We start from the raw sequence: 19,276 nt of genomic DNA on the forward strand, positions 1-19,276 counted from the left end.
ATGGCCACGACCGCGGCTGGCAGCTGTCAAAAAAATGAGTGGGCCCACACCCGCGGGAAGCTGGTGTGGGCCCACTCTTTGCATCTTTGCCGGCGGCTACCGGCCGCGGCGCTCGTTGGATGCGGGAGCCGAAGCACGGCGCGGGCCGCTGCGGGCGGGCCGGCCGGAACCACCGTTACCTGAGCCGCCGTTACCGGAACCGTAGGAGCCGCCGGAGGTGCCGCCGGTGTTGGAGGACCATACGGCCTTGCTGCCGCCGGCGCCTGACGAACGCTGACCGGAGGCACCTGCCGCCGCACGCTGGCCGGTTGCCGGGCGCCCGCCGCGCTGGCCACCGCCGGACGCCGGGCGTCCGCCTGAGGCCGGACGGCCGGAGCCGCCGCGCGGGGCGTCGCTGCGGGTGATCCGGGAATCGCCCCGGCCCTCTGCTGCACGGCCGTCGGAACCGCGGCCGGCCGATGAGCGGCCACCTGCTGCGGGGACGTCGTTGCGGTGGGTCGAGGCGGTGCCGCGGCCGCGGGCATTGCGGCGGGCGGCCGCGGCTGCAACAGCGCGGTCCTCGTTCTGCTCTGCGTTGCGGTCGAAGGCGGCGCGGGCTTCGGTCCGGCCTTCGAAAGCTGCTGCGCGGCGTTCTGCGCGGGGGGCGTCACTGCGGGCGGGCTCGGCCGAAACCTTGCCACGGCCACCGCGGCCGCCACGGCCACCGGCACTCGGCGCAGCCTGGCGGCGTGCGCGCTTGCGCTCCGCGTTGGCGCCGGTGGAGGTGCCGCCGCCCTGCCTGGGTGCCTTGGCAGCCAGCAGTGCAGCGCGGGTGCGCGGATCAACCTTCTCAGCGATCTCGCCCACGAGCTCGGCAACGATCGGGGAGCTGGCGGTGACGCGCTCGAAGCTGACGTCCACGCCGGCAGCCTTCATGAGCTTCTTGACGTCGCTCTGCTGCTCAGGAAGGGTCAGCGTGACCACGGTGCCGTCGGAACCGGCACGCGCGGTGCGCCCGGAGCGGTGCAGGTACGCCTTGTGCTCGGTGGGCGGGTCCACGTGGATGACCAGTTCGACGTCGTCGACGTGCACACCGCGGGCGGCAACGTCGGTGGCCACCAGGACGCGGACGTCGCCGTTGGAGAACTCGGCGAGGTTCCTGTCACGGGCGTTCTGCGACAGGTTGCCGTGCAGGTCCACGGCGGGGATGCCGGCGTCGGTCAGCGTCTTGGCCAGCTTGCGGGCGTGGTGCTTGGTCCGCATGAACAGGACGCGGCGGCCGGCGCCGGAGGCGAGCTCCACGATCAGCTGCTTCTTGACCGTCTGGTCGTTGACCACCAGCACGTGGTGCTCCATGGTGGTCACCGCTGCCTGCGGGTCGTCCACGGAGTGCGTGAGCGGGTTGGACAGGTAGCGCTGGACGATCTTGTCCACGCCGTTGTCCAGGGTGGCGGAGAAGAGCAGGCGCTGGCCCTGGCTGGGGGTCATGTCCATGAGCTTCTTCACCACGGGCAGGAAGCCGAGGTCGGCCATGTGGTCGGCCTCGTCAAGAACGGTGATCTCGACGGCCTCAAGGGTGAGGATGCGCTGGCGGATCAGGTCCTCCAGGCGGCCGGGGCAGGCGATGACAATGTCGACGCCGGCGCGCAGCGCCTTCTCCTGCCGGGCCTGCGAAATGCCGCCGTAGATCACGGTGGTGTTCAGGCCGGCGGCCTTGGCCAGCGGCTCGATGGTGGCGTTGATCTGGGTTGCCAGTTCACGGGTGGGCGCCAGGACCAGGCCCATGGGGCGGCCGGGCTTGCGGAAGTGCTTGGCTTCCCGCTCAGCGAGTCTTGCTACAAGCGGGATGGCGAAAGCGATGGTCTTACCGGATCCGGTCCGGCCGCGGCCCAGGACGTCACGCCCGGACAGCGTGTCCGGAAGGGTCTTCACCTGGATGGGGAACGGTTCAACGATTCCCTGCGCGGAGAGTGTGTCTGCAAGTGCCTTGGGAGTACCGAGGGCAGCAAAAGTAGTCATGTAGTTTTTACGGTCTTTCTGGCGGTATCCGGGCGGATATCGGCCCCCGAATCCGGTTGGACCGGGGGTTTCGCCGAAGAAAAGTCAGGTGGTCAACCGGGCGCTGTAAATAGGACAGCCGGCCGGGACCAAATGGAACGCGTTCATCGACGCAGGATGTGCCTCTCACATGAAAAAAGCCCACTCCCTGGAAGGAACTCCAGATCCGGAGCAGGCGGCATCACTGCACATCAAGTTCCTCCAGTCTAGCATCCCGCAGCCGGGCACCGGTTTCCGCCGTTGCCTTCGACGGCCGGGCGGGGCAGTGTTGACGCATGAGCGAACACCCCGGGCAGCAACAGGACACGCAACAGCATGGACCACACGATGGACCGGACGGGCAACAGGCTCACGACGGCGGCGGCCAGGAAGGGGCCGGCGGCAGCATGGGCGCCGCAGCAGTCTGGGACGAGCGGTACCGCAGCAAGACCAGGCTCTGGAGCGGTAAGCCCAACCCCCAGCTGGTACGTGAAGCCGGCGGGCTGCGTCCGGGAAAGGCGCTCGACCTGGGCTGCGGCGAAGGTGCCGACGCCATCTGGCTTGCGCGGCAAGGCTGGTCGGTGACCGCCGTCGACGTGTCCGCCGTCGCCCTTGAACGGGCGCATTCGCATGAACTGGCGGAACTGGCCCGGGAACGCGTGCACGCCTCCAGCGCGGACATCGGCGGCCGGATCAGCTGGCAGCTGGCGGACCTGGCCCAGTGGCAGCCGAAGGCTTCCTACGACCTGGTCACGTCCCAGTTCCTGCACTCCCAGGAGCTCGACTGGCGGATCCCGCTGAGTGCGGCCGCGGGCGCCGTCAAGCCCGGCGGCACCCTGCTGGTGGTGGGCCATCACCCGGACCAGCTGCCGCCCTGGGGCGCCGACCTCCATCAGCATCGCAACATGCTTTACACGGGTGGGCAGCTGGTGCGCGAGCTCGGCCTGGACGGCGGCGACTGGCAGATCGAGGTCCTCACCAACCGGGAACGGCCGGTGACGGGGCCGGACGGCCAGGAAGCGGTCATCGCCGACGTCGTCCTGCGCGCCACCCGCCTCGCCTGACCGCCTCAGGCCTTGCCGGCGATGACCCTCGGCGCCACCAGTGCCGCGGCCACCCCGATGGCCGCGGTGAAGGCGAACACGCCGGCGAAGGACTGGACCGCCGTCGTAAATGCTGCGAAGACAATCCCGGTGGTGGCCAGGGACAGCGCCCCGCCCAGGGAGTCTGAAATGGACATGGCGGAGCTGTTGAAGCCCTCGTTTTCCTTGGTGGACAGCGCCAGGGTCATCACGCTCAGGCGCGGGTAGAGCAGGCCCATTCCGCCGCCGGCCAGCACCCACCCGGCGATCGCGACGGCCGCCGGCCAATGCAGCGCCGTGGTGGCAAGGGCCAGGAGCACTGCCGCGAGGACCATGAGCGCCCCGCCCTGCACTGCGCTCCGGTGCGGCAGCCGGGCACCCAGCCGGCCCTGCACCGCTGCGGCGCCGGCCCAGGCGAGCGCTCCCCCGGTCAGGGTCAGGCCCGCGAGTGTGGGCGGGAACGCGAACTGGTCAATCAGCAGGTACGGAAGGTACACCTCCGCACCGAAGAAGGACGCGGACGCGAGCCCGCGCGCCAGGATCACGCTGGGGAGCCCGCGGCGGGCGGCGAGGGTGCCGGCGGGAACCAGAGGCCGGACGGCCACCAGTGCAAGCACGACGGCGGCGCACGCCAGCAGCGCCGTGGCCGCCGGCATTGCCGGGATGCTGACGTCCGCGGAGAGGTTGAGCCCCAGCACCGCGACCGCGGCGAGCGCCGCCCACCCGAGCCGGCGGATGGCCCAGGGCGGCTCAGCAGCCCGTGCCCGGCCAACGTCTTCAGGCTCATCCAGGCCGCGCAGGACCGGCACGACCATCACCAGCGCGGGAATGACCAGCCCCACCACGCCCAGGAACACCCAGTGCCAACTGAAGACCTGGGCCACCACGCCGGCGGCGAAGGGTCCCACGAGTGACGGAACCACCCAGGCGGCGGAAAACGCCGCAAAAATCCGGGGGTGCAGCGGTCCGGGAAAGAACCGGGCCACCAGCACGTAGAGCGCCACGGTGAGGGCGCCGCCGCCGAGCCCCTGGACCAGGCGGCCCGAGACGAACATGGGCATGGAAACCGAAGTTCCAGCGATCAGCAGGCCCAGAACGAACAATGCCACCGAGGCGTACAGCGGCATGGCAGGCCCGCGCCGGTCGGACCAGTTCCCGGCGCCCACCATGCCGATGACCCCTGTGGCCATCGGCCCGGCGAAGGCCAGGGCATAGAGGCTTCCGCCGTTCAGTTCCCGGCTGACCAGGGGCATGATGGTGGTGACGGCAAGGGATTCGAAGGCGGAGAGGAATACCAGGGCGCAGGTCCCCACGGTCACCCAGATGTACGGGGGCCGGAAGATCCCGGTGGCCTGGTGCGCGGCCGGGAGCGTGGAGTCCTGCACGGCTTTTCCTAACCCACGAACCGGTCCCGGCCGGACCTGTAGCCGAAGACCGCAGCGAGCAGGCCCACCACCATGAACAGGACGCCCGCAGGAACGAACGACCCCGTGGCCTGGTGCAGCTGCCCCACCATGAGGGTGCCCGTGGAGCCCACCCCGTAGCCGACTCCCTGCATCATGCCGGACAGGTGGGCCGCAGTATGCCCGTCCCGGGTCCTCAGCATGATCAGGGTCAGGGCGCAGGCGGTGAGGCTGCCCTGGCCCAGGCCCAGCAGGCCGGCCCACACCCAGATCAGGTTGAGCGGACCGAGGATGCTGAGCACGAAGCCGCTACCGGTCATCAGCGCCACCACGGTGTTGATGGTGCGCTGGTCCCGGAACCTCGCGGCCAGCGCAGGCGCGAACAGCGAGCCCAGCATCTGAAGCACGATGCAGCCGGCAACGATCAGTCCGGCGGTGGCCCCGTCAACACCCCTTTCGCGGAGGATGGGTGCCAGCCAGGCGAAACCGCTGAAGGACATCATGGCCTGCAGCACCATGAAGATGGTCACCTGCCAGGCGACCGGTGAACGCCACACATTGACTCCGTCCCGGACGGCCTGGCGCCGGACAGTCCCCTGCCGCACGGCGACGGGAAGGAACAGCACAAGCACGACGGCGGCGGGAAGCGCCCACACCCACAGCGCCTTGGTCCACTCCCCCGTGGCCGTGTAGACCGGGTAGGTGAATCCGGCCCCCAGCGCCGCGGAGGCGCAGATTGCGGTGGTGTAGAGGCCGCCCATGAGGCCCAGCCGGTGCGGGAAGTCGCGTTTGACCAGGCCCGGGAGTAGGACGTTGCATAAAGCGATAGCTGCACCGCAGGCCGCTGTTCCCATCAGCAAGGCCGGCAGGTGTCCGGCAGCGCCCATCACGGCCCCGGCATCCACGGGCCGCAGCAGCAGCCCGGCGGTCAGTAATGCCATGGCGCCCAGCAGCACCCGTTCCGCGCCGAACCGGCGGGCAAGCACCGGGGCCAGCGGCGCGAACACGCCCAGGAGTGTCACGGGAACGGTGGTCAGCACCACCACGGACCAGCCGGGCAGCCCGGCCTGCGATGTTACTTCCGGCAGGACCGCGGACAGGCTGGAGAAGACGCTGCGCAGATTCAGGCCGATCAGGACCAGGCACACGCCCAGGTAGGCCAGGGCGCGCCGGCCGCCCACCCGGGTGGGCTCCGCCGCCGGCAGTTCATCGATCTCGGCATCGACCAGGGTGCTGGGGTCCACCAGGCTGCTGCCCGTCCGGGTCCTGCCCCCGGCGGTCCCCGAGTCGGCCGTGCGCCGCTGCTTCCCCGCTTCGGCATTCGTTGCGTCCATCATGCGCCCATTCTCGCAGGAGAGCCGGGGTGCGAAGTTTTCCACATGCGGCAACTGCACCCTGCCGGACCTCCGCGCAGATCCGTAGCTTTGGGGAAAGCGGCCCGGTTGGCCCCGCAACCGCGCCGAAACCTGCCGCTCGGCAGACAGACTGACACCGGAAGTAGAGGATCTCCATGGATTCACAGGAAACCGTTCCAGTTGATGAAAGACGCCCGGTCCTTCAATCGCCGGCGCCCAACACGCAAGGGTCCGGGAAGGCCGTGGCCAGCCTTATCCTGACGCTCCTTGCGCCCCTGAGCCTGTTTGTTACCCGCTTCTTTGCCGCTTTCGCGTTGCTGCTGACCTTCCCATACAACGGTCCTTCAAAGCTCCCGTGGGTGGCGCCCCTGGTTTTGTGGAGCCTGCCGCTGGTCCTGGGAGCCATTTCCACGGGGTTGGCCATCTCTGTAGTCCGCAGCCCGCATCAGCAGGGGTTTGCCAAGGGTATGGCAACAGCATCACTGTGCGTGTCGGGGGCGGTCTTTGCCATCGGCCTCATTCTCTCGGTCGGCTTCATGCAGATGATGCAGTGACAGGACTTTCGCGTCATGCTGATGCCGCCGTGAGGGCGGTTCCACCGTGCCCGCTTGGGACCGTGACCACTTGGGAAGGCGCAGCGGCGCTATTCTGGAAGGGATGAGCGAATCCCCCGAAAACCCCCAGCAGCCGCATGTCCCCAGGCCTGTCACGCCCGGAACCCAGGCCTCCTTCGGCACCTACGGAGGCCGCCCGGTCAGCTTCGTACGCCGCGGCACCCGGCTGCAGGGCCGCCGTCAGGCGGCCTGGGCTGAGCACGCCGAGCGGTGGGCAATCAACGTTCCGCGGCATGTAGCCAACACCTCGGTGCACCCCGACTACACTTTTGACGCCACGGCAGAGTTCGGCCGCCAAGCCCCGCTCATCGTCGAAATCGGCTCGGGCCTGGGCGACGCGATTTGCCATGCAGCTGAGCAGAACCCGGACACGAATTTCCTGGCAGTGGAGGTCTACACTCCGGGGCTGGCCAACACCATCATCAAGATCAACAGCCGGGGCCTGGACAACGTGCGCGTGGTGGAGGCAAACGCTCCGGAAGTGCTGGCAACCATGCTGCCCGAGGGCTCTGTCAGCGAACTGTGGGTCTTCTTCCCGGATCCGTGGCACAAGTCGCGGCACCACAAGCGGCGCCTCATCCAGCCTGGGTTCGCGGAACTGGCGGCCCGGGCGCTGAAGCCGGGCGGCCTGTTCCGGATCGCCACCGACTGGTCCAACTATGCGGTCCACGTCAGGGACGTCATGGCAGGCTCAGAGGACTTCGAGAACCTGCACACCGGTGAGCGCCGGGGGCCGGAAAGTCCGTTGACGCAGGTGTGGCAGTCCGGCGTCGAATCCGTTGTGGGCGGGGCTCCCGTCCGCGAGGGGCGCGCTCCGGTCAGCACGGAACACACCGGCCCCAATGAAGGGGTGGACGAAACCGGTGGCTGGGCCCCGCGGTTCGAAGGCAGGATCAGGACCAGCTTCGAGGCAAAGGCCCACGAGGCGGGCCGGATGATTTTCGACCTCTGCTACCGCCGCCGCTGACCCGCTGAACCGCGGGCCGCCCGACGGGTGGGGCGTGGGCGCTAGCCCACGTTGATGGCGGCCACGATCTCCTTGAGCATGTCCAGCCTGGGCTCCGCCTCAGGGTTCAGGTACGGCCAGATCACCACCACGCCGATGAACCGGCCGCTCGCCCACACGCCTACCGTGGCTGCCACCTTTGCCGACCCTTCGGCGTCGTCATAACCCACAACCACGCCGTACGCGGACTTGCCGGGCAGGTTCAGCTCCCCCTCGGCCAGCAGTGTCCCGCCGCGCTCCTCGCGATAGAAATCCGACATCAGATGTGCCCATCCGTTGGCCTGCGGAGCATCCTGCACGGATGTGTCGTCCTTGATCACAGTGACCAGGACGCCGCCGAGCAGTCCGTACTGCTCGCTGTTGGGGCCGGCCGTGGAGTCGTCCAGGACCTGGGTGTGCTCGGGAAAGTCTGCGGTGAAGCCCAGCGGGGATTCGATGTGCACTGACATGGTTTCAGAGCCTCTCGAGCTTGGTGTCGTTGGGGACCTTATAGTACGTGGAGACGTTGGTGGTGGCCTGGTTCTCGGTGCTGACCTTGACCTCGCCCACCTTGACATCGAACCCTGCCTCATTGGAGGCAGTCACCACGGAGTTCACCTGGACGGTGGCGGAGCCGGCCTCGTACAGCCTGGCGGCGTCACGGGCGGCACCGGCGTCATTGCCCAGCGCAACGTTGCGCAGGTAGCTGTCGATCATGGGCCGGTTCTCCGGGGAGTAGTCGACATCGATCTTGACGGTGCCCTGGGTTCCTGCCGTCACGGTGGAATCGAACTTCGCGGCTTCAGACTTCACGCCTGATGCGACGCCCTGGGCCATGGTCCCGTCCATCGACACGGACACAGAATGGATAGTGTTGGCCTGGTCCATGTTGACCTGCAGCCCGGCCTTGCCGGAAGCTTCAAAGACCCGGCCGTCCAGCTTGAGCTGGCCCTGCGCGGAGACCTCCCCACTGGCAGTGGAGGTGCCGTCCGTCAGGTTCCGCTCGTAGGCCAGATCCAGCTTGGCACCCCCGGATGCCGTGCCGGACTCGCCCGACGCATCCAGCGAGAACGTTCCCTTGGCCTTGTCCGTCTGCCCGGTGGAACCGTTGTCCCTGGCGGCGTCGTTGATGGTGTCCAGGACGTACCCGGGAGGATTTCCTGCCACACCCTTGATTTCACCGATGGTGTCCGGCGGAAGGTCACGGTACATCTGCCCGCGGGCGGCCATGGCCTCCGCCAGGCTGGCGAACGTGTACTCGCGGGAGACCTCCCCGGTCATCGTGGCCCCCACGGTGCCGCTGGTGTCGTTGACGCCCAGGCCCAGGTTTCCATACACCTTAACGGTGGCGGAGCCGTCGGCGTTTTCCACCACTTCAGTTCCTACCTCGGCGCCGCCGTGGACCCAGGCGACCCGGGCTTCGATGGAGGCTTTGCCCGTCTCCGTGTAGATCGGGGTATCCGCCCTGGCCAGCTCCTGCAGGTGCTTCTTGGCCAACTCCTGCGCGGCTGCGGGGATACCACTGTCCATGCGCATGAGGTCGTCGGCGAAGGGACCGTCGGCGCCCTCGCCCTCAATCAGGTAGGCGCGGTCGGCGTCGGACAATCCGGCCCACCACTTTGCCTGTTCTGCCGGGGTGGCGTCGAGCATCCGGCCCAGCCCCGCTTCCAACTCCCGGCGGTGTTCAGCGGCAGCCCGGGCGGCTTCGGCCTTTTCCTGGAACCACTCCCTGGCCTGCGAGGCCAGGGAGGTGAGCCGGTCCCAGGTGCTGGTGCCGGAGCCGCCGGTGCCGGCAGTGGAGGCCTTCTCCTGCTCGTCGGCTTGCTTCATCAGGATCTTTGAGTTCTCCCGCAGGCTGGCAACCACTTTGTCCAGGCTGGGCCGGTGGCTGCCGCTCCATTCCTGGCGGAAGCGTTCCCCGTCCCGGCCCTTCCACGGCGCCGACTGGATCTGGCTGTGCAGGGAGCCGGCGCGGCTGCTCAGCAGGGACGCTGCCTGGTCCGCCGCTTTGGCCAGCGCCCGCAACTGGCTGATGTCTGCGCCGTAAAAAGTCATTGTTCCCCCGGGAAATGTGCGTACATGTCAATCGCTGGTCCTTATGGTTGCACAGGTGGTGTATCCGGACGATGGGCATTCCTCCCCATGGCCTGGGGATTGCCCGCAAACTGTTACCCACCCGGCCGGCGTGGGACGATTGGCCTTGTAGGAAGGGCACGCACGCCAGCGCATTACCGCGCCTGTCCAAAGGAAAGACGATCAAAGAAGAACTGAAGCAGGTTGTTGACAAGGCCGAGGATGTCACCAATTCCCGGGTCCTTGAGTTCCTGGCCCGGGCCGGGTTCGCGGTCAGCGGCATCCTGCACCTGCTGGTGGGTGCCATCGCCGTCCGGCTGGCCATGGGCGGCACCGGGCACGCCGATTTCAGCGGCGCCGTGGCCGAGCTGGCCACCATGCCCGTGGGTCCGTTCCTGCTGTGGGGAAGCTTCGCGGCCTGCTCGGCATTGTCGCTGTGGCAGGCCGGTGACGCGATTTTCGACTTCAACCACCAGGCCACCAAGAAGAAGGTCAAGAACAAGGCCAAGGCAGCCCTGCAGGCGATCGTCTATGGTGTCCTTGCCCTGACCCTGTGGCACTTCGCCATGGGTACCGGCACGGGCAACGACAATGGGAAGGCCACCAGTGACTTCACCATCTCCATGATGGGCGCGCCGGGCGGGGTGGCGGTGCTGGTCGTGATCGGCCTGGCAGTCGCCGTCACGGGCGTGGCCTACGGCATGCGGGGCCCGAAGCGGAGCTTTGAAAAGCAGTTGCGGATGCCGGCGGCCGCTGCAGCCAAAAAGGCAGTGCTCTCGCTGGGTATTGCCGGGTACCTGGCCAAAGGCCTGGTGCTGCTGCTGACCGGGCTGCTCATCGTCATCGCCACCATCAAGGCTCACCCGGAGGACTCCACCGGCCTGGACGGCGGCCTGCGGGCCCTCCGTGACCAGCCTATGGGACCCTACCTGCTGGCCGCGGTGGGAGCGGGGCTGGTCTGCTACGGCGCGTACATGATCATGCGCGCCCGGCTGGCCAAAATGACCAGGTAACCGCCGGCAGCATGGTTAGGTGGGGCCATGCCCCAGGTACGCGCCGAACGCTTCATCCGCATCGATCCGGAGACTGCCTTCGCCTTCTCCCAGACCACAGGGGATCTCCGGCTCAAGAGGGAGCTGATGGCGGAGTTCAAGGCCCTGTAGGGGCTACGGAACGGTAATGACCGCCACCGCGTGCTGGGCGCCGTCGCGCAGCTCCACACTGGAGATACTGCCCAGCTGGATGGGCGTCGCCCCGGTCACCTTGACCTTCCCGCTGGGGGTTGCGCTCCAGGCGCAGGCACGGTCCTCGCCGCCCGCGCGGTCCCGGACCCACAGCGACAATGTTCCGTCCGCCGGAAGGCTGCTACCGCTGACGGCAAGTTCGGTCCCCCAGGCCTTCCGCGCCATGTCGATGTTCACCTGCAGCCCTCCCCCGGATGCCACGGAGTAGGTGGCATCCGGCTGCGGCGGCCTGACCAGCAGCGGGCCGGCCGCCAGCCCCACGGCCAGGCAGGCGGCAGCGACGGCGCCTGCCAGCGCAACCCACCGCCGTCGCAGGGTCCGACGGCGGCGCGCCAGTTCATCGAAAAGGCGGGCGGGGACGGAGGGTGCCGTGGCACCGGCGGAGACGGCCGTAAGCGCCACGGCGTCGGCGGCGGGGAGGGCGTCCAGGAGGGCCGGCACCTTCTCCAGCACCGCCAGCTCCCTCCGGCAGCCGGCGCAGCCGTGAAGATGGGTCTCGAACAAGGTGACGTCCGAGGGGTCAAGGCCGCCCAGGACGTAGGCGCCCAGCAGGTGGTGCGGGTTGGTGCTCACCGTTCCACTCCCATTTCGTCCAGGATGGTGCGCAGTGCGCGGAGGGCGTAGTAGGCGCGTGACTTCACGGTGCCGCTGGGGATGTTGAGCTGGATGGCTGCTTCGTTGACCGTGAAACGGCGGTAATGCAGGGCCACCAGGACATCCCGGTGTTCCTTGCTCAGCCGCAGCAGCGCTTCCTCCATCAGCACCCGGTTCAGCAGCTCGTCAACGCGGCCCATCACCTCGACTGGATCTGCGGGGCTGCCCTCGAGGGTCTCCGGCGGCCGTCGCTGGCTCCGGCGGTAGTTGTCAATCATGATGTTCCTGGCTGTGCGGTACAAGTAGCTGCGGACGCTTCCGTTGACGTCCGGCGCATGCTGCCAGACGCGCAGCACGGTTTCCTGCACCACGTCCTCGGCAAGCTGGGGGTCGCGGGTGGCACTGAGCACGAACCGGCGCAGGGCACTGCCGTGTTCACGGTAGATGGCCTCCACCACGCTGTCGTCGAGCGGCATCCCACCCCTCCCGTCACTGCCCTGTCGCGAAGCCACTGCACTGTCCCGCAGTGACCCGTCCCGGCTCCGCGGAACGCCGCTGTTCCTTGCGGCCCGTGCTCCTGGCTGTAACCACGCACGGAGACGCGGAACGGTTCAATGGCCGGATCCTACCCGGCCTGTGAACCATTCTTCCCCGGACGGCGTGGTACGGAATAGCGTCCGGTGTTCCGATGCCCGACGCCTCCCGGGAATCAACCAGCCACAGAGTCGCACAGCCAAGGAGCACACCATGAAGCATCATCTCGGGGCAGGCCTTGCCATCCTGGCCCTGGCAGCAGCCCTTTCCGGTTGCGGCAGCAGCGCCGGCACCGCGCCGGCAGCCACCAGTCCGGGGACCGCGGGCACGGCGGGTTCCAGCGCCGCCTCATCCCCTGCAGCGTCTTCGAAGGCAAGTACCGCCGTCGACCTCAAAACGGCGTCCTCATCCGCCGGCAGCATTGTGGTGGATGCGAAGGGAATGAGCCTGTACTTCTTCACCAAGGACACCAAGGACTCCGGGACCAGCGCCTGCACGGGTTCCTGCCTGGTCCAGTGGCCGCCACTGACCACTGCCTCGGGTTCGCCGGCCGCAGAGGGAGTCACCGGAAAGCTGGGCACCATCAGCACCCCGGACGGCAAGAAGCAGGTGACCCTGAACGGCATGCCGCTGTATTACTTCGCCAAGGACACGAAGCCGGGCGACATCCTGGGCCAGGGCGTGGGCGGCGTGTGGTACCTGTCGGATCCGTCCGGAGCAATGATCAAAGCGGCCAACCAGGCGTACTAGGGCAGCTGCCCCGGGCACACCTACTTCAGGGCTATTCCGGGGGACTTGCCCGGCAGCGGGATTTCCGTGGGAACGGGAACCGGCAGCTTGGGCGATTGTTCCAGGCCCTTCCTGACATCCTCTTGGACGTTGGCCGGGAGTGACGGGCCGGCGGGGGCTTCGGCCGGCTTCTGCGCGGCAGCGCCATGGGTGGGGGCGTTGTCCGGCCGCGCAGGAACTTCCGACGGCGCCACAGCGGAGGGTGCCGATGCGGGCGGGGATGCAGGCGGGACGGCATCCGCGCTGCTGGTTGCCGGCGGCCGGGTGGTTCCGGGCTGGGGAGCAGGGGCCTGGCCGGTGTTGCCTCCCGGCGTTGCAGCGGAGCCCGTCACGAAAGCGGTGACGGCATGGTTCAGCTGGGCAAAGGAATCGCGGAAGCCCTGGTCGGAAGCGGCGGCAACGGCACCGCCGGCCGCGAGGGACGCGGCAACCGAGAGCGTGGTCAGTGTGATGCGGCGCTTGGCCTTGCGGCGGGCGGCAAGTTCGTCGGCCGGCCGGGTTGCCGGCAGCGCAGTGGTAACCGTCGACGCGACGGCGGGAAGCGCGGTGGTGGGAGCGCCGGCCATCAAAGCGGCGATTTCAGCGGAGGGCGCCGGGGCGTCGGCTGCAAGGGCACGCAGGTCGAGCAGGGCGTCGCGGAGCTGGCCGTCGCCGCCCATGCCGGCCTCCAGCAGGAGTTGGTCAACGGCCCCTTCGGTGCGGGATCCTGCGGTGTCACTCATGATTCGCCTGGTTTCTCTTGAGCGTTTGTGCTTTCAGGTTCTGGAGGGCCCGTCGCTGGAGCTGTTTGATGGCTCCGGTGCTCTTGCCCATGATGGCGGCGACCTGTTCTATGGACAGGTCCGCCACGACGCGGAGGGCCAGGACTTCCTGGTGTTCGTCGCTGAGCCCTTCCAGCATGGCTGCGGCTCCGTCTGTGAGTTCCACTGCATGGTCCTCGGCGGAGGGGGTGGTCCGGCCGTCGAACTGGGGATCGTACGGTGTCAGCTGAGGCCTGCGTTCCAGTCGCCGGTAGTGGTCCACCATGCGGGCGTGGGCGATCGAGAAGATCAGCGACTTGGCCCCCTGGATTCCGCCAGTGAGGGAGCCAATCCTGCCGTAAAAGGCCATGAAGACGTCCTGGGTGACAGCCTCCGGATCATCGAGTCCGCGCGCTTTGAGATATCCCTGCACCGGGCCCGCGAAGGTTCGGTAAGCAGCAGCGAACAACGCGGCCGGATCTGCTCCGGCTGCGTTGTCGAATATGTCCATCTCTTTATGGGCCAAAGTGTCCGGCACCTGCGGCTCCTCCATCCCGGGATCCGGCTTACGCCTTTCCCCGGTTTCCGGTACGGACTGCCAGTCCCCCGGTCTTCCGGCTGCCCTTTACGGGCCTTCCAGGGGTACCTCCCCCAAGGGGCGCACCACCCGGCTGCCCGGACTGCGGCCGCAGCCGCAGTCCAGACTAGCCAATGTGCCTTAGCGGGTGGAAACCGACGGCGCGTGGACCGTGCCGCCGCCCACAGCGGGAACGGCCGGAACGGCGGGAACAGCGGTCTCGCCGCCGACAGCCGGAACGGCCGGAACTGCGGGCACTGCCGGAGCGGAGGGAACAGCCGGCTTTTCCAGCTGGACGGAAGCGGAGCCCTTGGCTTCGGCTCCGGCCTTGGCTGCGGCATCGGCCTTGGCCACGACGTCGGTGCAGTAGCTCTTGATGTTCGCATCACCGTGGGCCGCGATGGACAGTGAGGAGAACGCCTTGGAGGAAGCGTCCAGGCCACCGTGGGTGAAGGCGGTGCACAGGCCAAAGGCTGCCGGACCTGCGGCGTCAACGGCGGTGCCGGCCTTTGCCGATTCGGTTGCCTCTGCGCTGGCCTTGTCGTCCGAGGCCTCAGCCGTGGCGGAAGCCTTGTCGGTGGCGTCTGCCTTTGCCGCATCGGTGACCGCCGCGGTTGCGGTCGGGGCCGGGGTGGCCTGAGCGTCGGAAGCCGCGTCGGCTGCAAGCTTGGGGGCGGGTGCACCGAAGAGTTCGTGGGCGGTCTGCTGGGCCTGGGTGGGGAGGACGCCCGAGATGGCGGCGGCGCCGGTGCCTCCTACGGCCAGGGTTCCGGCGGCCAGGACTCCGGCGGCGACTTTGCTGGTGGCGAGAACGGTGAACACAGACATATGACTTCTCCAAACCTAGACAACACATCGGATCGGGCCCGCCGGGCGGGCCCATCACGGACTACATCGCCTGTGGTAGCGGAAAAGTTACGGACGTCCCGAATTTATTATTTCCGCTGGCTTGTCCCGGGTGGCGCCCCGGTCTGCCGGGTCCGCGAAAAGGACCGCCAGCCGCTGGATGTACGGGCCAACCTCCTCGTCGTCGAGCACCAGCAGGTCGGGCTGGCCGCGCAGCCAGCGGGCATTGAGGGCGGTAATGTTTTCGCGTTCCAGCAGCTCCTCAAATTCGCGGTCAAGCTCCCCGATGCGCAGGGCGTCTTTCGGTGCGTCGCACGCGTCTACCGCGCGCTCGAAAAGTTCCAGATGTGCTGTGGCGCCCATGGCCGCCATCCCTTCGCGGACCAGCCTGTCAGTGCCCAGCCTGCCGCCGGCCATCGCGGTGTACTGCGCGAATCCACCCTCAAGCGCCTGCGAAAGGTAGAAATCCACGAAGTAGCTGCGGACAGCCACCGGGGACAGCTCCGCGCCCGGGAGGGCATGGTGGAGGGCGTCGACGATGGCCGCGTTCACCTCCACCACCTCCTCGTCCCTGCCTTCGATGCTGCTGCTGGTGAGGATGACGGGCTGGTGGATGGGGTTCATGGGAATCCTTGCCGGGTGGTGGTGCGCGGGACGCTTTCACGCTACGGCCACAGGTTCACGCGGGCAGCGTGGAGGACATGAACGGCAAGCGAAGTTTTCGGGGCTGTCCTGGGAGGCTCCGGCAGGGGCGTGCCGTACGGCGAACTAAGATGGATCAGATAACCACCCACCGGACCCGGCTCCGCCGTGGCCTGCCGAAAGTAGCGCTCACCATGCCATCCCAACCGGACGAAAGTGCGGACCTGGCAATACAGACACCCGCCATCAACGACCGCTCCCTGGCGGCCGGGCTGGCGTACGCCATGGCGGGCAGGGTCTCGGGCATATCGTTCGACGGCGGCACCGGGCTCCTGCTGGGAAAGGTCCGGGGCGGAGCGGAGCTGCCGTACTCCACCACGGCCAAGCTGGTCCGAAGGGGGGCCGGCTGGAGCTGCACCGTGGGCGTGTGCAGCTGCCCCGTGCGCAAGGACTGCAAGCACGTGGCCGCCCTGCTCTTCGCAGCCGAGGACAGCCCGTCAGTAAGGGTGCAACTGCTGGCACCGTCCGCCGCAACGCAGGTTTCCCGTGCCCCTGCGGCCGCACTTTCCGACTGGGAGCAGGCCCTGGGTCCGCTCATCTCCCAGCCCGGTTCCCCCTCCTCGACCAGCGGCGTTCCCCTGGCACTGCAGTTCGAAATTGAGGAACCGCCACCCCACTTCTCCTATACGGGACGCCGGGATCCGGTCCGCGGTGTCCGGCAGCTCAAGGTCCGGCCCGTCATCATGGGTGCCAAAGGTAAGTGGATCCGTGGCGACGTTTCGTGGAACACCCTCAGCTACGTGAATTTCCGGCGCGAATCGAACCAGGCCCACGTGGAATGGCTGCAGGAGTTCCTGGCCGGCCATTCCTCTACCGCCAGCCGGATGCACAACTCCGCGGGTTTGTGGCTGAGCCTGAACTCCTACGCCGGCAGGAACCTGTGGAGCCTGCTGTCCGATGCCCGGAAGATCGGCCTCGCGCTGGTCCACTCGCGGGGCACCGAACCGGTCCGCGTTGCCGGGGCCCCGGCCGCCGTCGGGCTGTCCCTGCGACGGTACGGCGCTCCCGTGGCTGACCAGGCTGCACCCACCAGCGCGGAAGGCGGGGCCGCAACTTCCGACGGCGGCCTGGAACTTTCACCAACCATCACCGTGGAGGGTGAAGAGGTTGATCCGGCTGCGGTGGGCACGATTGGGCGGCCCGCGCACGGAATCTTCCTCACCTCAGGCGAGGCGGCGCTGCCCGGAGTCCCCGACCCCAACGGGGCCATCACGCTGGCACCCCTGGAGAACGGGCTGAGCGAGGAACTGCTGGCGTTCGTCACCGCCGGCAGCACCCTGCACATCCCGTCCAGGGACGAATCCCGGTTCCTGACCGGCTTCTACCCCAAGCTGAAGCAGACGGCCCGGGTCACGGCGCGCGACGAATCCGTGGAACTGCCCGAACTGGCCGTCCCCACCCTGTCGCTGCTGGCCAACTACGGGGCAGACCACCGGGTGCGGCTGCACTGGGAGTGGCACTACCGGGCCGGGAAGCTGGTCACGGCGCAGCCGCTGTGGCGGCATCCGGGCGACCAGGGCTACCGCGACGACACCGCCGAGTCGCGGATCCTGGAAGGCATCGGCCACCCGTGGGACGTGGTTCCGGCACTGGGTGAATCCGCCACGGGCGGCTGGGGCACTCCCCGCCTGGCCGCCTCTGCCGAGCTGGCCGGCCTGGACACCCTGGCCTTCACCGAGGAAGTGCTGCCCCGGCTGCGCGAAGCCCCGGACGTTGAGGTGGAGACGGCGGGCGACATCGCCGACTACCGCGAGGCCGAGGAAGCGCCAGTGGTCTCGATCTCCACCAAGGCAACGGAGCAGCGGGACTGGTTCGACCTGGGCATCCAGATTTCGCTGGAAGGCCAGCCGGTGTCCTTCGCTGCCGTATTTTCCGCCTTGGCCGCCGGCCAGACCAAGATGCTGCTGCCCAGCGGCGCGTACTTCTCCCTGGATCTGCCCGAGCTGCACCAGCTGCGGGCCCTGATTGAAGAAGCGCGGTCGCTGCAGGACAACAAGGACGCACCGCTGCAGATCAGCCGGTTCCAGGCCGGGCTGTGGGACGAACTGGCACAGCTGGGAATCGTCGACGAACAGGCCGCCGCCTGGCGGTCCGCGGTGGGCGGACTTTTGGAGGGCGGAACGGACGGGCTTCCGCTGCCCGCGACGTTGAATGCGGAGCTGCGCCCGTACCAGCTGGAGGGCTACAACTGGCTCAGCTTCCTGTACAAGCACGGGCTGGGCGGCATCCTCGCGGACGACATGGGCCTGGGCAAGACCGTGCAGGCGCTGGCTTTGATGTGCGCGGCGAAGGAGCTGGCTGTCGCGGCTGCTGCGTCCCTGGAGACGCCCGACGACGGTGCTGCCGCTGCCTCTGGAACCCGGGCGGCCGGCGTCGCGCCTTTCCTGGTGGTGGCGCCCACCAGCGTGGTGGGCAACTGGGCGGCGGAAGCGGCGCGGTTCGCGCCCTGGCTGACCGTGCGGACCGTCGGCGAAACCTTTGCCAAGAACGGCCAGGATGTGGCGGAGGCTCTGGGCGGGGCCGACGTCGTGATTACCTCCTATGCCCTGTTCCGGATCGACTACGAGTCCTACGCCTCCCGTTCGTGGAACGGGCTGGTGCTGGACGAGGCGCAGTTCGTGAAGAACCACCAGTCCAAGGCCTACCAGTGCGCCCGGAAGCTGCCTGCCGCGTTCAAGCTGGCCATCACGGGAACCCCGCTGGAGAACAACCTGATGGAGTTCTGGGCGCTGACGTCTATTGTGGCGCCCGGCCTGTTCTCCAGCCCCAAGCGCTTCGCCGAGTACTACCAGAAGCCCGTGGAGAAGAATGGGGACAAGGGGCAGCTGGAGAAGCTCCGCCGCCGCGTGCGGCCGCTGATGATGCGCCGCACCAAGGACCAGGTGATCAAGGACCTGCCGCCCAAGCAGGAGCAGGTCCTGGAAGTGGTGCTCAACCCGCGGCACCAGAAGGTGTACCAGACCCACCTGCAGCGTGAGCGGCAGAAGATCCTGGGTCTGATCGAGGACGTCAACAAGAACCGGTTCACCATCTTCCAGTCGCTGACCCTGCTGCGGCAGCTGAGCCTGGACGTTTCGCTGGTGGACCCCTCGCTCTCGGCTGTTCGCTCCAGCAAGCTGGATGTCCTGTTCGAGCAGCTCGAGGACCTGGTGGCAGAGGGGCACCGGGCACTGATCTTCAGCCAGTTCACCGGTTTCCTCGGCAAGGTCCGGGAGCGGCTGGACCAGGAGGAGATCGAGTACTGCTACCTCGACGGCGGCACGCGGAACCGCGCCGATGTGGTGAGCGAGTTCAAGAACGGCACGGCACCGGTGTTCCTGATCTCGTTGAAGGCCGGCGGTTTCGGGCTCAACCTGACGGAGGCCGACTACGTCTTCCTGCTCGATCCTTGGTGGAACCCGGCATCCGAAGCGCAGGCCGTGGACCGGACCCACCGGATCGGCCAGGCGAGCAACGTGATGGTGTACCGGCTGGTGGCCAAGGACACCATCGAGGAAAAGGTCATGGCGCTGAAGACCCGGAAGTCGCAGCTGTTCGCGGACGTGATGGAGGGCGATGCCCTGGCCGGCGGCGCCATCACGGCGGAGGACCTGGCGGGGCTCTTCAAGGAGTAGTGCCGGCTGGGCGTCCGGATTTGACGCCCGCATGTCCGCTCTCGACGCGCGTCTGCAGTTTCGACGCACACCTTCCGCTCCGCGGCGCACATCTGCGCAGCGCGGGAT

17 protein-coding genes and 1 pseudogene are annotated in these 19,276 nt (G+C 68.0%); 7 read left to right on the forward strand and 11 right to left on the reverse strand.

Translation table 11 applies throughout. The features are described 5' to 3' along the window. Positions 1-96: 96 nt before the first annotated feature. On the reverse strand, positions 97-1,998 hold the full coding sequence (locus AB0313_RS08500; RefSeq protein ID WP_366304849.1) for a DEAD/DEAH box helicase: 1,902 nt from the start codon (positions 1,996-1,998) through the stop codon (positions 97-99). Between the two features lie 314 nt (positions 1,999-2,312). Here AB0313_RS08500 and AB0313_RS08505 point away from each other — a divergent pair, with 314 nt between their 5' ends. Beyond that, entirely contained in the window at positions 2,313-3,080 is a 768-nt protein-coding gene (locus AB0313_RS08505; RefSeq protein WP_366304851.1) for a class I SAM-dependent methyltransferase, read from the forward strand. A 5-nt stretch (positions 3,081-3,085) separates the two neighbouring features. On the opposite strand, the gene AB0313_RS08510 is transcribed toward AB0313_RS08505, so the two are convergent. Then, the gene (locus AB0313_RS08510) at positions 3,086-4,483 is read right to left on the reverse strand and encodes an MFS transporter (RefSeq protein ID WP_366304853.1); all 1,398 of its coding nucleotides are present in this window, start codon (positions 4,481-4,483) and stop codon (positions 3,086-3,088) included. 8 nt (positions 4,484-4,491) lie between these two features. After that, positions 4,492-5,838 (reverse strand): MFS transporter, encoded by a 1,347-nt coding sequence (locus AB0313_RS08515; RefSeq protein WP_174237568.1) that lies wholly within the window; start codon positions 5,836-5,838, stop codon positions 4,492-4,494. Positions 5,839-6,098: 260 nt separating this feature from the next. Here AB0313_RS08515 and AB0313_RS08520 point away from each other — a divergent pair, with 260 nt between their 5' ends. Next, positions 6,099-6,410 (forward strand): hypothetical protein, encoded by a 312-nt coding sequence (locus AB0313_RS08520; RefSeq protein ID WP_366304855.1) that lies wholly within the window; start codon positions 6,099-6,101, stop codon positions 6,408-6,410. Positions 6,411-6,513: 103 nt separating this feature from the next. Further along, positions 6,514-7,437, forward strand: a complete 924-nt coding sequence (gene trmB / locus AB0313_RS08525; RefSeq protein ID WP_141945512.1) for a tRNA (guanosine(46)-N7)-methyltransferase TrmB — start codon at positions 6,514-6,516, stop codon at positions 7,435-7,437. Between the two features lie 41 nt (positions 7,438-7,478). Here the strand turns inward: trmB and AB0313_RS08530 are convergent, their stop codons facing one another. Continuing rightward, positions 7,479-7,925 (reverse strand): hypothetical protein, encoded by a 447-nt coding sequence (locus tag AB0313_RS08530; RefSeq protein WP_141945508.1) that lies wholly within the window; start codon positions 7,923-7,925, stop codon positions 7,479-7,481. Positions 7,926-7,929: 4 nt separating this feature from the next. Further along, on the reverse strand, positions 7,930-9,510 hold the full coding sequence (locus tag AB0313_RS08535; RefSeq protein WP_366304857.1) for a hypothetical protein: 1,581 nt from the start codon (positions 9,508-9,510) through the stop codon (positions 7,930-7,932). A gap of 212 nt (positions 9,511-9,722) precedes the next feature. Here AB0313_RS08535 and AB0313_RS08540 point away from each other — a divergent pair, with 212 nt between their 5' ends. Next, complete coding sequence (locus AB0313_RS08540; RefSeq protein ID WP_307304201.1) at positions 9,723-10,541, forward strand: DUF1206 domain-containing protein; 819 nt, start codon at positions 9,723-9,725, stop codon at positions 10,539-10,541. 27 nt (positions 10,542-10,568) lie between these two features. Beyond that, positions 10,569-10,658 (forward strand): annotated as a pseudogene (locus AB0313_RS08545) (SRPBCC family protein); the annotation flags it as partial. A gap of 36 nt (positions 10,659-10,694) precedes the next feature. Here the strand turns inward: AB0313_RS08545 and AB0313_RS08550 are convergent. Further along, positions 10,695-11,345: a zf-HC2 domain-containing protein gene (locus AB0313_RS08550; protein ID WP_366304859.1), complete on the reverse strand. Its 651-nt coding sequence runs from the start codon at positions 11,343-11,345 to the stop codon at positions 10,695-10,697. Continuing rightward, on the reverse strand, positions 11,342-11,842 hold the full coding sequence (locus AB0313_RS08555; RefSeq protein WP_141945494.1) for a sigma-70 family RNA polymerase sigma factor: 501 nt from the start codon (positions 11,840-11,842) through the stop codon (positions 11,342-11,344). Before AB0313_RS08555 ends, AB0313_RS08550 begins: the two co-directional genes overlap by 4 nt. Before the next feature lie 271 nt (positions 11,843-12,113). On the opposite strand from AB0313_RS08555, the gene AB0313_RS08560 reads away from it, so the two are divergent. After that, positions 12,114-12,650: a hypothetical protein gene (locus tag AB0313_RS08560; protein ID WP_366304861.1), complete on the forward strand. Its 537-nt coding sequence runs from the start codon at positions 12,114-12,116 to the stop codon at positions 12,648-12,650. Positions 12,651-12,670: 20 nt separating this feature from the next. On the opposite strand, the gene AB0313_RS08565 is transcribed toward AB0313_RS08560, so the two are convergent. The 4 genes from AB0313_RS08565 to AB0313_RS08580 form a co-directional block, all read right to left on the reverse strand. Then, positions 12,671-13,411, reverse strand: coding sequence for a hypothetical protein (locus AB0313_RS08565; RefSeq protein WP_307303886.1), 741 nt, complete (start codon positions 13,409-13,411; stop codon positions 12,671-12,673). Then, positions 13,404-13,982: an RNA polymerase sigma factor gene (locus AB0313_RS08570; RefSeq protein WP_141945486.1), complete on the reverse strand. Its 579-nt coding sequence runs from the start codon at positions 13,980-13,982 to the stop codon at positions 13,404-13,406. The genes AB0313_RS08565 and AB0313_RS08570 overlap by 8 nt, the downstream gene beginning before the upstream one ends. Before the next feature lie 165 nt (positions 13,983-14,147). Then, positions 14,148-14,834 (reverse strand): protein tyrosine phosphatase, encoded by a 687-nt coding sequence (locus tag AB0313_RS08575; RefSeq protein WP_366304864.1) that lies wholly within the window; start codon positions 14,832-14,834, stop codon positions 14,148-14,150. Between the two features lie 87 nt (positions 14,835-14,921). Next, positions 14,922-15,476, reverse strand: coding sequence for a DUF4375 domain-containing protein (locus AB0313_RS08580; protein WP_366304866.1), 555 nt, complete (start codon positions 15,474-15,476; stop codon positions 14,922-14,924). Positions 15,477-15,688: 212 nt separating this feature from the next. Here AB0313_RS08580 and AB0313_RS08585 point away from each other — a divergent pair, with 212 nt between their 5' ends. Continuing rightward, positions 15,689-19,168 carry a DEAD/DEAH box helicase gene (locus AB0313_RS08585; protein WP_366304934.1) on the forward strand — a complete coding sequence of 1,160 codons (3,480 nt, stop codon included), beginning with the start codon at positions 15,689-15,691 and terminating at the stop codon, positions 19,166-19,168. The last annotated feature ends 108 nt before the right edge of the window (positions 19,169-19,276 follow it).

Source organism: Pseudarthrobacter sp. NPDC080039 (genome assembly GCF_040702335.1).
In the GTDB taxonomy this organism is placed as follows: Bacteria; Actinomycetota; Actinomycetes; order Actinomycetales; family Micrococcaceae; genus Arthrobacter; species Arthrobacter enclensis_A.

Coding starts and splice junctions, on each gene's coding strand:
- AB0313_RS08555 (WP_141945494.1), bottom strand. CDS start 11,842: ATGCCGCTCGACGACAGCGTGGTGGAGGCCATCTACCGTGAACACGGC.
- AB0313_RS08580 (WP_366304866.1), bottom strand. CDS start 15,476: ATGAACCCCATCCACCAGCCCGTCATCCTCACCAGCAGCAGCATCGAA.
- AB0313_RS08585 (WP_366304934.1), top strand. CDS start 15,689: ATGCCATCCCAACCGGACGAAAGTGCGGACCTGGCAATACAGACACCC.
- AB0313_RS08535 (WP_366304857.1), bottom strand. CDS start 9,510: ATGACTTTTTACGGCGCAGACATCAGCCAGTTGCGGGCGCTGGCCAAA.
- AB0313_RS08515 (WP_174237568.1), bottom strand. CDS start 5,838: ATGATGGACGCAACGAATGCCGAAGCGGGGAAGCAGCGGCGCACGGCC.
- AB0313_RS08575 (WP_366304864.1), bottom strand. CDS start 14,834: ATGTCTGTGTTCACCGTTCTCGCCACCAGCAAAGTCGCCGCCGGAGTC.
- AB0313_RS08505 (WP_366304851.1), top strand. CDS start 2,313: ATGAGCGAACACCCCGGGCAGCAACAGGACACGCAACAGCATGGACCA.
- AB0313_RS08565 (WP_307303886.1), bottom strand. CDS start 13,411: ATGAGTGACACCGCAGGATCCCGCACCGAAGGGGCCGTTGACCAACTC.
- trmB (WP_141945512.1), top strand. CDS start 6,514: ATGAGCGAATCCCCCGAAAACCCCCAGCAGCCGCATGTCCCCAGGCCT.
- AB0313_RS08570 (WP_141945486.1), bottom strand. CDS start 13,982: ATGGAGGAGCCGCAGGTGCCGGACACTTTGGCCCATAAAGAGATGGAC.
- AB0313_RS08530 (WP_141945508.1), bottom strand. CDS start 7,925: ATGTCAGTGCACATCGAATCCCCGCTGGGCTTCACCGCAGACTTTCCC.
- AB0313_RS08560 (WP_366304861.1), top strand. CDS start 12,114: ATGAAGCATCATCTCGGGGCAGGCCTTGCCATCCTGGCCCTGGCAGCA.
- AB0313_RS08500 (WP_366304849.1), bottom strand. CDS start 1,998: ATGACTACTTTTGCTGCCCTCGGTACTCCCAAGGCACTTGCAGACACA.